We start from the raw sequence: 13,188 nt of genomic DNA on the forward strand, positions 1-13,188 counted from the left end.
CCGACCTGGTTGACGGTGCCGCCGACCTTTGTGACAGTGCCGCCGACCTTTGTGACAGTGCCACGGCGCCACCCGCGCCGTGGCACCTCATGCGTCGATCTCGAGGTCCTCCAGCGGGGTGGAGCAGCACAGCAGGATCTTCCCCTCGTCGATCTCGCGCGGCCGGATGCCACCCGCGTGCTGCATGTCCACGCTGCCACAGAGCAGCAGGCTCTTGCACGTGCCACAGACTCCCTCCCCGCACGAGGAGGGCACGGTCAGGCCGGCCCACGCCGCGGCCGCGAGCACCGTCGTGGCGCTGTCGCACTCGATGGTGCGCCCGCTGCGGCGGAACACGACCTGACGTGTGGTCGTCCCGGCCCCCGCCGCCGGCTCCGCGCGCGGGGTGCCCGCGTCCAGCACGAAGGACTCCTGGTGGCAGCGCGCCGGGTCCGCGGAGACCAGCTCGAGGTGCTCGTTCACGGCCGACATGAATCCCGGTGGCCCGCAGGTGAAGACCTCCCGGTCGAGCAGGTCCGGGGCCGCGGTGAGCAGTGCCGGCAGCGTCAGCCGACCACGCGGCCCCTGCCAGGTCTCGCGCGGCGAGTCCTCCTGGCACAGGACCGTGACCGCGGCCACGCCCCGGGCCGCCAGCTCGTCCAGCTCGTCGCGGAAGATGATGTCGTCCGGGGTGCGGGCGCAGTGGACGAAGACGATGTCCGCCGCGTCACCGAGGTCCCGGAGGGCACGGGTCATCGACATGAGCGGCGTGATCCCGCTGCCGGCCGACAGGAAGAGGTACCTGTCCGCCGGGTGCGTCGTGGTGCTGAACATCCCGAACGGGCCGGAGGCCTCCACCGTGCCACCCACCCGCAGGTGGTCGTGCAGCCAGGAGGACACCGGGCCGGACCGCTTCACGGTGATCGTGGGCCGATGGGGCTCCGCCGGGGACGAGGAGATCGTGTAGCAGCGCTCGAGGGGACCCTCCTCTCCCGGCACGGTGAGGGTGAGGTACTGCCCCGGCGCGAAGCGCAGTCCGGCGGCGCCGGGCAGTGCGAACTCGAGGCTCCGGACATCGTGGGTGACCTGGGTGGTGCCCACGCAGGTGAGCAGCCCGCTGAAGTCGTCACTCAGCGCGGGCTCGGAGACGCGGCGCAGCAGCTCGGTCATCGGCCCAGGTGCTCCCGCAGCCGCTCGAGGTACCAGGTGACCAGCAGGTCGACCTGGTACTCGTTCGCCGAGTAGGGGCCGGGCACGTAGGCGGGGCTGCTGACCCCGGCCTGGGTCCGGGACACGAAGGCGGCGTCCTGCTCGTTGGTCCTGGCCCAGACCTCGGTGAGGTTGTCGAGGTCGTAGTCGGTGCCCTCGACCGCGTCCCGGTGCACGTGCCAGGTCGTCCGGACCAGGGTGCGGTCCGCCGCCAGCGGGAACGCCGTGAACGTCACCACGTGGTCGGCGAGGAAGTGGAACCAGGAGTTGGGTTGCACGTGCAGGGTCAGCCGACCGAGTCGCGCCGTGTCCAGGTCCCCGAGCAGCTTCCGGGAGGCGGCACTCCCGTCGCGGGTGTAGGACTCACCGGCCCCGTCCAGGGGCTCGCGCTGCACCCGGAAGGCGGTCGGCTGCCCGCTCAGCTCCTCGATGGCGGCACAGGGGATACCGCGCTCGTCGCAGGCCCGGGCCAGGTCGGCCTCGGCCTTGAGGTAGCGCGCGTGGGCCGGCATCAGCCGGGGCGGGATCTCGTCCAGCGCATAGCCGTAGGTGGGGAAGAACGTGCAGGTCAGCTCGGGATGGCCGGCCTCGCAGTGGTAGCACTCCCGGTTGTTCTCCATGACGAGCTTCCAGTTGCCGTGCTCCACCAGGTCCACCTGTGCCGCCACCTTGGTGTGCGCCAGCGCGTGCGGTGCCAGATAGGGCCGGAGCCGGTCCACGACGTCGTCGATGTCGGTCGGCGGCGTCGGCGACGGACAGATGAGGATCAGCCCCTCCACGACGCGGACCGCTACCTGCCGGAGCCCGAAACAGCTCTTGTCGAAGTCCGGGGGCTGCTGGCCGGCGTGCAGCAGCCGACCGTCGGTCGCGTAGGTCCACTGGTGGTAGCCGCACACCAGGTTGCCCACGGACCCGCGCTCCTCGTGGAGCACCCGGGAGCCACGGTGTCGGCACACGTTGTGCAGCGCGCGGACCTCCCCGTCGTCGTCGCGCAGCACGATGACCGAGTAGCGGCCCAGCTCCACGGTGACGAAGTCTCCCGGCTCGGGGATCTGCGGCTCGGTGGCCACGAAGGTCCAGTGCCTGGCGAAGACCGCCTCGATGTCCAGGTCGAAGATCTCGGGACTGGTGTAGAACGGCCCCTCGAGGGCATGGCCCGGCCTGTGCCGGGCCACCAGCGCCGCAGGATCCGGTATGCCGACAGCCGGCCGGGTGGGCTCCGGCGCCGGTGCGGCGGTGGTTCCCGGAGACGTGAGGGTCTCATCAACTGCAGTCATGGGTGAACTCCTCCTCAGGCGGTGTGACACAGACGCAGGGCGTCGTAGATGGCGGCGTGGACGTTGCGGCTCGCGACGGCGTCGCCGATGCGGAACAGCTGGTAGCGGCCCTCTCGATCGGCCCGGACCTCCTGGGTCCGCCCGCTGAGCAGGGCCTCGTAGTCGACCTCGCCGAGGTTGCTCGACCCCGGCGCGAGGTCGCGGTACAGCTCGTCGTTGGGCAGCGTGCCGTGCTCGACGACCACCCGGTCGACGGTCTGCTCGAGGTGCCGGTCGGCATACTCGCTGTAGAGGTGCGCGGTGAGTCGGCCGCCGGTCCGGCGCACGGCGACCAGGCGCTGGGCCAGGGTCACGGTGACGTCGTGCTCGGCGAGGGCCGCGAGGTAGGCCGGTGAGTTCATGCTTCCCACGAGCGGTGCCACCGTGCGCTCCGGGGTCACATAGGTGACCCGGGCTCCCGCCCGGGCGAGCTTCTCGGTGGCCTCCAGCCCCGGCTCCGCCCCGTTGTCGTCGTAGACGAGGACCTCGCCGTCGGCCCGCACGCTGCCGTCCATCACGTCCCAGGTGTCGTGCACCAGGTCCTGGCCCTCGGTGAGGAAGGTGCGGTTCGGCATCCCCCCGGTCGCGACGATCACCAGGTCCGGGTCCTCGGCCAGGACGTCGCGGGCCTCGGCCAGGGCACCGAACCGGAACTTCACCCCGGCGTGCTTGGCCTCGGCCAGCCGCCAGTCGACGATCCCGATCAGGTCCCGGCGGCGCGGCGCCGAGGCGGCCAGCCGCAGCTGGCCCCCGGGGGTGTCCGCGGCCTCGAACACGACGACCTGGTGTCCCCGCTCCCCGAGCACCCGCGCCGCCTCGAGCCCGGCGGGGCCGGCGCCCACGACCACCGCCCGGCGCCGGGGACCCGTGCTGCGCCGGATGCGGTGCGGCAGCTCCCCCTCGCGGCCGGTCGCGGGGTTGTGCAGGCACTTGGCGTCACCGGACTCGTAGATCGCGTCCAGGCAGTAGTTCGCGCCCACGCAGGGACGGATGCGGTCCTCCTCACCCGCGGCGAGCTTGGCCACGAGGTAGGGGTCGGCGAGCTGCGCACGGGTCATGCCGACCAGGTCGAGCAGCCCCGCCCGGACGGCGTGCCGGGCCGTGGCCACGTCGGAGATCCGGGAGGCGTGCATCACGGGCACCTGCACGGCGTGACGGATCTCGCCCGCGAAGTCCAGGAACGGTGCGGCGGGTGTCCCCATCGACGGGATGACCCGGGCCAGCGTGGCGTCCCGGTCGATGGTGCCCCTGATGACGCTGAGGAAGTCGATGCCGTCAGCGACGTAGCGCCGCAGCGCCTCCAGGGCCTCCTCCCGCTGCAGCCCGTCGGCGCGGTCCTCGTCCATGGACATCCGGATCCCCACCACGAAGTCTTCGCCCACGGCCTTCCGCACGGCCTGGATCACCCTGCGCGGGAACGCCATCCGGTGCTCGAGACTCCCGCCGTACTCGTCCGTGCGCTGGTTGGTCGCCGGGGAGAGGAAGGCGTCGAGCAGGTGGCCGTAGTGCTGCAGCTCGATGCCGTCCAGACCGGCCTCTGCACAGCGGGCGGCGGCGTCGGCGTAGTCCTGCACGATCCGGTCCAGGTCCCAGCCCTCCGCGATCTTCGGGAACGAGCGGTGGGCCGGCTCGCGCAGGGCGGAGGGATAGACCAGCGGGAGCCAGTCGCCGGAGAAGTTGCTCGTGCGCCGGCCGAGGTGGGTCACCTGGGTCATCACCGCGGCGCCGTGCTCGTGCACGTCGTCCGTGAGGCGGCGCAGCCAGGGGACCACCTCGTCCCGATAGAGCAGCAGGTTGCCGAACGACGGGGGCTGTCCGGCGACACGACGGCCGAGCCACCGATCATGGTGAGCCCGACGCCGCCGCGGGCCTTCTCGACGTGGTACAGGCGGTAACGGTCCTTGGGCAGACCGTCCTCCGCGTAGGCCGGCTCGTGCGAGGTGCTGACGACGCGGTTGCGCAGCGTCAGGTTCTTCAGCCGGAACGGCTCCAGCAGCGGGTCCAGGTGCTCCACACCGCCAGTGTGACGGCGTTCACTCCTGAAGGGAATCAAAGGTAATCGCACGAGATCGTGCAATCATCTTGCATGATCGATTCGCGGCTCCACGTGCTCCGCGTCGTGGCCACCCGGGGCACGGTGACAGCAGCAGCGCGGGACCTGAGCTACACACCCTCGGCCGTCTCGCACCAGCTGCGCGGGCTGGCTCGCGACCTCGGGGTGACCCTGCTGGAGCCGGACGGGCGCGGTGTCCGACTGACCGCGGCGGCCCGGATCCTGCTGGAGCGCTCCGACGAGCTCTACGCCCGGTGGGAGGAGATCCACGCCGAGGTGGCCGAGGCCGACCCGGAGGCCTCCGGGGCCGTGCGCCTGTGCGGGTTCTCCACCGCCGCGGCCGCCCTCCTCCCGTCGGTGGCGGCGCGGGTCCGCCTCGTCCACCCGCAGAGCACCGCGCGGATCATCGAGGCCGACCCCGCCGAGTGCTTCGACCTGCTGCTCGCCGAGCAGGCCGACCTCGCGGTCGTGATCGCGGTCCCGGGTCTGCCATCGACCACCGATCCGCGCTTCGAGCAGGAGAGCGTGCTGGACGACCCGCTCGACCTGCTCGTGCCGGCGGACCACCCGCTGGCGGCCAGGTCGTCGGTCCTGCTGCGGGAGGCGGCCGACGAGTCCTGGATCCTGGACCGTCCGGGCAGCACCTTCCACCAGCTCACCCAGACCGCCTGTGCGACGGCCGGTTTCTCCCCCTTCGTCGCGCACGAGGCCGCCGAGTGGGAGACCGGTGCCGCGCTGGTCGACGCGGGACTGGGCGTGTCGCTGGTCCCGCGTCTGGCGCGGCTGCCGGGTGGCTACCGGATCACCCGCGTGCCGCTGCGTGGGGACCCGACGCCGGCGCGGCACATCCGCAGCAGCATCCGCCGCGGCAGCCGGCGGCAGCCTCTCATCGCCACCGCGCTCACCGCGCTCGGGGAGGCTGCCCGGCGCACAACGGCCGGGGGCCCGGCGGCTCCTAGCTACGGCTAGCCTGCCGTAGCCACCCAGCCGGCAGCTTGTCCCGCGGCCTGGCCCGAGGGCTCGTCGAGCAGATCGGGGAACCGCTGACGAACATCGCGGATCAACTCCGCCTGCCCCTCGGAAAGGATCTCGAGGTCACCGAGCGACCGCGCGGTTCCAATGAGCCCCTGCTGGCGCAGACATTCGTTGACGCCGGCGACACAACCCGCAAAGTTGTTCCGCACATCAAAGAGTGCAGCATTGACCTCGACCAGGGCTGAGTGAGCAGCGAGCACTTCGGCAGCGACGCCGACGCGGCGGGTGCGGATGATCGCTGCGACCAACTGCGCAGCGGCCCGGGTGCCGACCGCCCACTGCCCCAGCAGACCTCCCCGGAACCACGCCTCACGCGTCGTCCCGCTGACCTCGCGCCGGACGGGCGTGACCAGGTCAGGAACGATCGTGTCGTCGTTGCCCGTCAGGAGCGCGATCTGCGCCCACCGGTCTGATTCCAGGAGCGCCTGTGCGGCCTCGTGCGTACGGTAGCGGTCGAAGGGGGCAGTCTTGATGCCGACGACGGACTCGATGTCGAAGAATCGCCCCCAGAAGGCTGGCGAAAGGTACCGGCCACCGACGGCTTCCTGCAGATAGAAGCCCACCACAGGGAGCACCTTGCCGACGTGGATGGCCCGCTCGAGCAGGCGCGACTCGTCCTGATCCGCACCCACCCCCGCCAGGAGCACGGCCTCGTAACCGAGTGAACGTGCGACCTGAGCCTCCGACACGGCCTGAGCCGTGTCGCCCATAACCCCGGCGACGAGTGTGACCCCGGCGTTCCTGCTCGGCTCGGCCGCCATCTGCCATACGTGCCTCAGCAGGGTCTGATCCTCGTGCAGCGCGAACTGGGTGGTGTGGACACCCACCGCGAGGCCGGTCACACCAGATCTCAGGTAGTAGTCCGTCAGCGCGTTCTGGCCCTCCTCATCGAGGTTGCCGGCCGAGGTGACAGCCAGAGGGTGGGCCGGGATGACGGTTCCCTCTGGGAACAGGTCGTAGGAGATCGGTCCTGACCCATGGTGAGAAGTCGGTGACGGCGCCGAGTCGGTCATCAGAACCGTCCTTCCCGCTGCTGAAACTTCGTCGGTTTGTCGAGTTGACTTCCACCCGAGCGGACCCACTCGGCAACCCACCGGGCGAGTTGGCGCGGGGGGACAGAGGGATAGCCGTAGCGTTCCACGCACAGGGAGGCATCCGACAGCAGACCATCGGCAGCTGGAGTGCCTGTGGTCTTGATGTCGAGGTTGAGGTCTTCTCCCAACCAGGTTGCCAGGCGCGACACCGGCACCTGCTCCGGCCCAGTGGCGTTGAGCACCCTGGCGGGCACATCCGCCATGTCGAAGGCCGCGAGGGACCAGGCGACCGCATCCCGCTGCCACACCAAGTTCACCGCCGGCATGGTGATGTCGACCGGTTCGCCGCGGCTGATCTGGAGCGCTAAGTCGACCAGGATGCCGTAGCGGAGTTCACAGGCATAGTTCAGTCGAAAGATGACGGTCGGTGTCTCCCAGTCCTGGGCGGCGCGCATGAACAGGCGTTCCCTCGCAAGGCAGGACTGGGCGTACTCTCCTACAGGGGCAAGCCGATCACCCTCGCGGCTGCCCCCGCGGTGGAGGGGCACCATTGGATAGACGTTGCCCGTCGAGTAGACGACAGTCGGCACACCCCGATACCGGGAAGCCACGAATGCCGGGACGGCGGCATTGGACCACCATGTCTCGGGCTCCTGGCCCGTGCTGCCGAACTTCATGCCAAGCATGAAGACCACACCGCCAGCATCGGGAAGGTCGGCCACGTGACCGGGGTCAGTGAGGTCAGCAGCCACCGTGCAGACGCCCTGGGACTCCAGTGCCTTGCGCACCGCCGCATCACTGAACCGGGAAACCGCGATGACCTCGGAACGACTTCCAGCCTCGACGAGCGCACGCCGCGCCATCAGGGCTAATGTCGGCCCCATCTTGCCACCGGCCCCCAGCACGACCAGGGGACCGTCCAACTCCGCCAAAGAGGCACCGACGCGGTCCCGCGGCCTGCTGAGCAGATCCTCGAGCGCCCGGTCGTCCGTCGGGGATTCCGCGTTCATGGCACTCACGCGAGCAACTTCTGGACATAGGTGCTGGCGAGGTAGAGCAGGAAAACGACCCCGATGATTGAGAGCACCCACTGCGTCGTACCAACCCGAAACTGACGGATCACCGAGCTCCGACCCAGGATAACGAGCAGGACGCCGATGAGAGGCACTCCGAAGATGGTGACCGCCTGCGCAGTGGTGATGAGCTCCAGCGGCACCGAGCCGAAGATCATCGCGACCACTCCGCCCACCGCCATGACTACGGTGATGCAGGACTTAACCCGGGTGGCGTTGACCTCCTGCCCCCATCCGAACACGGCCGATAGCATGCCGCCGCCGATGGTGGCGTTGCCGACCAGAGAACTGAACGCTGCTCCCCACAGTCCTACCGCGAAAAGCACAGCCGCCCACGTGCCCGCGACGGGGCGCATCATCTCGGCCAGGTCCGCAGGCGACTGGACCACGTGGCCGACGGGGTGGAGGACCGCTGCAGCGGTGATCATGACGATCACCGACAGCAGCCCGAGGATCGTGATGCCGGCGACGACGCCGAGCCGGGCGGTCGGGTAGTCCTCGGCTGTCCAGCCTTTCTCCCGAACCAGCTGGATCTGGAAAAGCGCACCGACCACGGAGAACGTCGTGGCCGTGATGCCGACGACGATCGCGACGCCTGCACTGGGCACGCTGGGCACGAGCCCACCGAGGATGCCGCCCAGGTCGGGAGTGGCGGCGACCATGGTGATGATGAAGACGACGAGCATGACACCCACGATCCAGGTCATCAGCCGCTCAAGAGCGGTGTAGAAGCGGGGCAGCCACACCATTCCGATACCCAGTGCCGTGAAGATGCCCGCATAGATGCGGATGTCACCGGGCACCGCGATGCCGGCAGCGATCCCAGTCCCGATGCTGTTGCCCGCCTGGAACGAGGAGCAAACGAGAGCGGCGCTCAGTGCGGCCAGTACAGCCAGGGGTGCGCCAAAGCGATGTCGGAGCACCTCGTCAGCCCCCATCGCGGCCCCGAGGCCGATCCGAACTGCCAGGTCACAGAACACGATCATCAGGATCGTGGCGACGACTGGCACCCAGAGGAGCTGGTAGCCGTAGAGCGCGCCTGCGGTGCTGGCCAGCGTGATGGAGCCCGGACCGAACATGAGGGCGGCGGTGATCACTGTGGGCCCGAGGGCTCCGAGCACGCCGCTCGGCCTGACAGCGCTCGTGGTCGCTGAGGTCTGTGTCGCCATTCAGAAAACCTTCTCTCAGTAGTCGGGACGGGACGCTAATCGCCTTTCTCCACCTCTGTCAAGACCTGAGGCGAAACGTTTTCTTACGGCGCGTTAGGCTGACCTCGTGGTGACCCTGAGACAAGTTGCGGCCGAGGCTGGCGTCTCGCTCTCGACCGCGTCACGGGTCCTCTCCGGCAGCGACTACCCAGTGGCCCTCGACCTCCGCGAGAAGGTCGAGGGCGTGGCACGCCGCCTCGACTATGTGCCCAATGCCTCCGCTCAGGCGCTCCACGTCGGGAGTACGCGGACGATCGGCCTGGTGCTCGGATCGCTCTCCGATCCGTACTTCAACGCGATGGCCGAGGGAGTCGAGGAAGCAGCCACCCTGCAGGGCTACCCGGTGACAATCTGTGCCACCCATCGTGACCCGGAGACCGAGCTTTCCTACTTCCGCCTCCTTCAGGCCCAGCGTTGTCGGGCGCTCATCGTGGCTGGCAGCGGGCTGGACGTGCCCGCCTACGCAGAGGGGGTCAGGGTCCGGGCCGCGGCATTGCGAGCCAACGGCAACCGGATGGTCACCATCGGGCGTCACCCGCTCGGCGAGGCTGACCAGATACTCGTTGACAATGTCCTGGTCGGCCGACTGGTGGGCGAGCACCTCGTCCGACTCGGTCGACGTAGGGTGGGTGCCCTCGTCGGGGACCGCCGGGTCACATCAACGACTGACCGGCTGGCGGGGTTGACCTCGGTCGTGACTGCGGCTGGTGGGGAGGTGCTGGCGGTCGATGTGCCGGCTGCAACTCGCGATGGGGGCGCTCAAGCCTTGGGTGTGCTGCTCGACCAGGCCCTTTCTCACACATGGGGTGCAGGTTCAGGTCGGAGCCGCTGCGGTCTCAATGCAGTATTCGGCACTGCCGACCAGATGGCAATCGGCGCGATGGCCGCGCTCCGCGTCCGTGGCCTGTCGGTGCCGGAAGACGTGTCGGTGGTCGGGTGCAACGACATTGCGGGCGCGGTCGATGCCCACCCCGCCTTGACGACCGTGCACCTACCCCTCAGGGAGATGGGACGGGCGGCGGTGCGTCTTGGTCTGGCTGACGCCTCGGTGGAGCCCCGGACGGTTGAGATGGCAGTCCACCTCGCCGTGCGGGAGTCGACCTCACCCTTCGGCGAGGCCGATTGATGCGCCAGTGGCCACCCGGAGTGTGACCGACCGGCCTTCTTCGTCGACACCTATGGCGTCCACGGACTCGTCAAGAATCTGCCCGGCCACGCGGCGGGCGACCTCGGGGTGGTCGGCGGCCAGCAGACCGGCAGCGAAGACCAGGTATGCCGTGTCGACCGCCGGGCGGGCATCCTCCGGTGGGCGCCACCCGCCGCCGTGGTCGGCCAGGACCGCGCGGAGCACCGCGTCCGCGCCGCCCTCTTGCGCGTGCCGCAGCACGCCTCCGGACCCGAGCAGGTGTCCCACATTGTGCAGTGGCCGCGGGGCACCTCCCGGGTGCGCCGGTCGCCCGTGTCGCCGGGCGGCGGTCGTCGCGGCCAGCCGGGCCAGCTCCAGGTCCAGCTGCTGCTCGGCCGCGGCCCGCGCGGGGTCGCCCTCACCGGGCAGGGACGCCGGTCGCTCGTGCACCCGGAGCACCCACTCGGTGAGCGCCGCCCGCTGCTGCGGCGGGAGCGCCTCCACCTCGGCCGCCTCGAGGATCCCCGGCGCGTTCCACCGCATGCCCAGGTCGCCCTCGACCGTGCGCGCGTGCCAGAGCGGAGCCACCACCTCCTTGCGCAGGCTCGCGTCCTCGCCCTCCGGTGTGATGACCGAGTAGACGTCGGTCGTGGCACCGCCGACATCGACCACCATGACGTCGCTGCCGCTGGCGTCGGCGAGCGTCTCGACCCCGGTGAGCACGGCGTCCGGGGTGGCGGCCCGGACCAGGGAGCCGAACAGGGGACCCTTCGAGAGTCGCTTGCCACCGATGACGTGCTCGAGGAACACCTCACGGATCGCGAAGCGCGCCGAGGCCGGCTCCACCACCCCGATGCGGGGCAGCACGTTGTCGGCGAGCACGAAGGCCCGGCCGGTCCGCTCCAGCTCGGCCACGACCGCCTCCCGGGCCTCCCGGTTGCCGGCCACCACGATGGGCGCGCCCACGCGCGAGCTCGCCAGGCGCCGCGCATTGTGCAGGAGCACCTCGGCGTTGCCGCCGTCGGTGCCGCCCACCAGCAGGACGATGTCGGGGCGGTCGGCGCGCAGGGCCGCGACGTCGGCGGTGCGCAGGGCACCCGCGGCGACGTGCACCACCTTGGCGCCGGCGCTCAGGCCGACCCGGTGCCCGGCCTCGGCGGTGACCTGTCGCTCGTAGCCGACGACCGCCAGGCGCAGCCCGCCACCCGCGCTGGAACAGAGCAGGACCCGCTCCCGCTCCGTCAGGTCCGGCACGTCGTGCCCGGCCGCCTCGAAGCCCTCGGCGAGCGTGCGCACCCCGGTGAGCACGTCCCGGTCCAGGGTCGTGGGCGTCGCGGCTCTGGCGCGGAGCTCACCGTCGGGGCCGAGCAGCGCAGCCTTGGTGAAGGTCGAGCCGACGTCGACGCAGAGCAGGGTCAGTCCAGCAGTTGCCACACGGCCATGATGACAAGGAGCGCGGCACCGACGGCCATCAGGACCAGGCCACCCAGGATCTTGGGGCGCGCGGCCGCGGGGTCGGGGCCCGGGCCCTCGACCCCGAACCCGATCTCGGTGCCGATGTCCAGCGTGCCCGGAGGGCCACCGAAGCCACCCCTCGTGCCGATCTCGGACCGGACCCGGTCCCGCTCGCGGCGGCCCCAGAGGAACAGTCCCGCACCGAGGAGGATCAACAGCACCGGCAGCCCGAACCGCAGCGCAACGTCCATGGGGGAAACCTGCCACAGGCACAGGTGCGCCGCCACCGCGACGGGAGTGTCCGGCATACGGGGTCCATCACGCCGGGACCCACCGGCACGCGCACCTCGACCACCGTCCGGGCCCGGTGGCCGAGGGTGTTCGCGAGTCGCGCTCGGCGCATACTGGGGGCATGCGCACCTCCCGTCCCGAGATCCCTGGTCCGCCGCTGCCCGGTCGCCCCGAGGCGCTCCCCGACGTCCCGGTGACGCACGAGGTCCTGGGCACGCCGCTGCACGGTCCGTGGGGTGAGCACGCCGAGATCCTCTATGTCGCGATGGGCTGTTTCTGGGGTGCCGAGCGCATCTTCTGGCAGCTGCCGGGCGTGCTCACGACCGCCGCGGGCTACATGGGCGGAGTCACGCCGAACCCGACCTATGAGGAGGTCTGCTCCGGCCGCACCGGGCACGCCGAGGCGGTGCTGGTGGCCTACGACCGCTCGCAGACCGACCCGGAGACCCTGCTCAAGGCGTTCTGGGAGAACCACGACCCCACGACCCAGGACCGGCAGGGCAACGACCGCGGCACGCAGTACCGCTCGGCGATCTACTGGACCAGCCAGGAGCAGGAGCAGGCCTCGCTGGCCACCCACGACGCGTTCCAGCAGGTGCTCACGGACAACGGCTACGGCGACATCTCGACCGAGCTCGCGCCGGCCTCGGAGGTCGGCCCGTTCTACTACGCCGAGGGGTTCCACCAGCAGTACCTGCACAAGAACCCGATGGGCTACTGCAACCACGGCCCGAACGGCCTGACCTGCCCGGTGGGGCTCGTGCGCCAGGACCAGCTGCCCAGCCAGGAGTCGGTGCTCGGCCGGGAGTGAGCCTCGGCGGGGAGTCGGCGGAGGTGGGGTCGGGCAGCACGGCACCGGCCCACCCCGGTCGTGTCATCTTCATGTGCGGGCCCGCCGGCTCAGGCAAGTCGACGGTCGCGCGCCGGCTCGAGCGGGAGGGCCTGGTGCGGCTGTCCTTCGATGAGGAGGCGTGGTCCCGCGGGATCCGGACGATGCCGTTGCCGGACCGGACCCGTCAGGACATCGAGGCCCACCTGCGGCGGCGGCTCACGGACCTCGTGGCGCAGGGCACTGACGTCGTCCTGGACTTCTCCTTCTGGTCGCGGGCGATGCGCGAGGACTACCGCGCACTGCTGCGCCCGCTCGGTGTCGAGCCGGAGACGATCTACCTCGCGACCGACCGGGGCACGTGCCTGAGCCGGGTGCGGGCCCGCGGGGTCGACCACGCCGACGACTTCAGGCTGTCCGAGGACGTGGCCGCCGCCTACTTCGACCACTTCGAGGTGCCGGTGCCCGCGGAGGGGCCACTCACGGTGCTGCACGGTGACGACCACACGCTGACGATCGACAAGTGAGACCAGGGCCCCCGTGATGCACCGGGTCCGGTCACCCGGGCCCCGAGTGTGCC

At 70.5% G+C, this 13,188-nt stretch carries 13 protein-coding genes; 4 read left to right on the top strand and 9 right to left on the bottom strand.

The features are described 5' to 3' along the window. Nucleotides 1–87 precede the first annotated feature (87 nt). The 4 genes from DA085_RS15465 to DA085_RS21885 are packed head-to-tail and all read right to left on the bottom strand — an operon-like array spanning nucleotide 88 to nucleotide 4,518. Entirely contained in the window at nucleotides 88–1,149 is a 1,062-nt protein-coding gene (locus DA085_RS15465) for an FAD-binding oxidoreductase (RefSeq protein WP_109473878.1), read from the bottom strand. Next, nucleotides 1,146–2,465: an aromatic ring-hydroxylating oxygenase subunit alpha gene (locus tag DA085_RS15470; protein ID WP_109473879.1), complete on the bottom strand. Its 1,320-nt coding sequence runs from the start codon at nucleotides 2,463–2,465 to the stop codon at nucleotides 1,146–1,148. Before DA085_RS15470 ends, DA085_RS15465 begins: the two co-directional genes overlap by 4 nt. Before the next feature lie 14 nt (nucleotides 2,466–2,479). Then, entirely contained in the window at nucleotides 2,480–4,276 is a 1,797-nt protein-coding gene (locus DA085_RS15475) for an oxidoreductase (protein ID WP_272914495.1), read from the bottom strand. Beyond that, the gene (locus DA085_RS21885; protein WP_272914496.1) at nucleotides 4,219–4,518 is read right to left on the bottom strand and encodes a hypothetical protein; all 300 of its coding nucleotides are present in this window, start codon (nucleotides 4,516–4,518) and stop codon (nucleotides 4,219–4,221) included. Before DA085_RS21885 ends, DA085_RS15475 begins: the two co-directional genes overlap by 58 nt. A gap of 72 nt (nucleotides 4,519–4,590) precedes the next feature. Between DA085_RS21885 and DA085_RS15480 the strand changes: the two genes are divergently transcribed. After that, nucleotides 4,591–5,526: a LysR family transcriptional regulator gene (locus DA085_RS15480; RefSeq protein WP_109473880.1), complete on the top strand. Its 936-nt coding sequence runs from the start codon at nucleotides 4,591–4,593 to the stop codon at nucleotides 5,524–5,526. Here the strand turns inward: DA085_RS15480 and DA085_RS15485 are convergent. Genes DA085_RS15485 through DA085_RS15495 form a run of 3 tightly spaced genes read right to left on the bottom strand, consistent with a single transcriptional unit; the run spans nucleotide 5,523 to nucleotide 8,868 of the window. Further along, nucleotides 5,523–6,605, bottom strand: a complete 1,083-nt coding sequence (locus DA085_RS15485) for a dihydrodipicolinate synthase family protein (RefSeq protein WP_109473881.1) — start codon at nucleotides 6,603–6,605, stop codon at nucleotides 5,523–5,525. The genes DA085_RS15480 and DA085_RS15485 overlap by 4 nt on opposite strands. Continuing rightward, nucleotides 6,605–7,636, bottom strand: a complete 1,032-nt coding sequence (locus tag DA085_RS15490) for an NAD-dependent epimerase/dehydratase family protein (protein ID WP_109473882.1) — start codon at nucleotides 7,634–7,636, stop codon at nucleotides 6,605–6,607. The genes DA085_RS15485 and DA085_RS15490 overlap by 1 nt, the downstream gene beginning before the upstream one ends. A 5-nt stretch (nucleotides 7,637–7,641) precedes the next feature. Continuing rightward, the gene (locus DA085_RS15495) at nucleotides 7,642–8,868 is read right to left on the bottom strand and encodes an Nramp family divalent metal transporter (protein WP_109473883.1); all 1,227 of its coding nucleotides are present in this window, start codon (nucleotides 8,866–8,868) and stop codon (nucleotides 7,642–7,644) included. 106 nt (nucleotides 8,869–8,974) lie between these two features. Here DA085_RS15495 and DA085_RS15500 point away from each other — a divergent pair, with 106 nt between their 5' ends. Then, nucleotides 8,975–10,033, top strand: coding sequence for a LacI family DNA-binding transcriptional regulator (locus DA085_RS15500; protein WP_109473884.1), 1,059 nt, complete (start codon nucleotides 8,975–8,977; stop codon nucleotides 10,031–10,033). Here the strand turns inward: DA085_RS15500 and DA085_RS15505 are convergent. After that, nucleotides 10,010–11,467, bottom strand: coding sequence for a glutamate mutase L (locus tag DA085_RS15505; RefSeq protein ID WP_237565556.1), 1,458 nt, complete (start codon nucleotides 11,465–11,467; stop codon nucleotides 10,010–10,012). The genes DA085_RS15500 and DA085_RS15505 overlap by 24 nt on opposite strands. Continuing rightward, nucleotides 11,449–11,796 carry a hypothetical protein gene (locus DA085_RS15510; RefSeq protein ID WP_154402224.1) on the bottom strand — a complete coding sequence of 116 codons (348 nt, stop codon included), beginning with the start codon at nucleotides 11,794–11,796 and terminating at the stop codon, nucleotides 11,449–11,451. The genes DA085_RS15505 and DA085_RS15510 overlap by 19 nt, the downstream gene beginning before the upstream one ends. A 104-nt stretch (nucleotides 11,797–11,900) precedes the next feature. Here DA085_RS15510 and msrA point away from each other — a divergent pair, with 104 nt between their 5' ends. Then, complete coding sequence (gene msrA, locus DA085_RS15515; RefSeq protein ID WP_109473886.1) at nucleotides 11,901–12,590, top strand: peptide-methionine (S)-S-oxide reductase MsrA; 690 nt, start codon at nucleotides 11,901–11,903, stop codon at nucleotides 12,588–12,590. Then, entirely contained in the window at nucleotides 12,587–13,135 is a 549-nt protein-coding gene (locus DA085_RS15520; protein WP_237565557.1) for a P-loop nucleotide/nucleoside kinase family protein, read from the top strand. The genes msrA and DA085_RS15520 overlap by 4 nt, the downstream gene beginning before the upstream one ends. The last annotated feature ends 53 nt before the right edge of the window (nucleotides 13,136–13,188 follow it).

It is taken from the genome of Ornithinimicrobium cavernae, assembly GCF_003121625.1.
GTDB classification, from domain to species: Bacteria; Actinomycetota; Actinomycetes; order Actinomycetales; family Dermatophilaceae; genus Ornithinicoccus; species Ornithinicoccus cavernae.

Excerpts from the sequence above, each read along its gene's own strand:
- DA085_RS15470 (WP_109473879.1), bottom strand. The coding sequence starts at position 2,465 with ATGACTGCAGTTGATGAGACCCTCACGTCTCCGGGAACCACCGCCGCA.
- DA085_RS15485 (WP_109473881.1), bottom strand. The coding sequence starts at position 6,605 with ATGACCGACTCGGCGCCGTCACCGACTTCTCACCATGGGTCAGGACCG.
- DA085_RS15490 (WP_109473882.1), bottom strand. The coding sequence starts at position 7,636 with ATGAACGCGGAATCCCCGACGGACGACCGGGCGCTCGAGGATCTGCTC.
- DA085_RS15510 (WP_154402224.1), bottom strand. The coding sequence starts at position 11,796 with ATGCCGGACACTCCCGTCGCGGTGGCGGCGCACCTGTGCCTGTGGCAG.
- DA085_RS15480 (WP_109473880.1), top strand. The coding sequence starts at position 4,591 with ATGATCGATTCGCGGCTCCACGTGCTCCGCGTCGTGGCCACCCGGGGC.
- msrA (WP_109473886.1), top strand. The coding sequence starts at position 11,901 with ATGCGCACCTCCCGTCCCGAGATCCCTGGTCCGCCGCTGCCCGGTCGC.
- DA085_RS15495 (WP_109473883.1), bottom strand. The coding sequence starts at position 8,868 with ATGGCGACACAGACCTCAGCGACCACGAGCGCTGTCAGGCCGAGCGGC.
- DA085_RS15465 (WP_109473878.1), bottom strand. The coding sequence starts at position 1,149 with ATGACCGAGCTGCTGCGCCGCGTCTCCGAGCCCGCGCTGAGTGACGAC.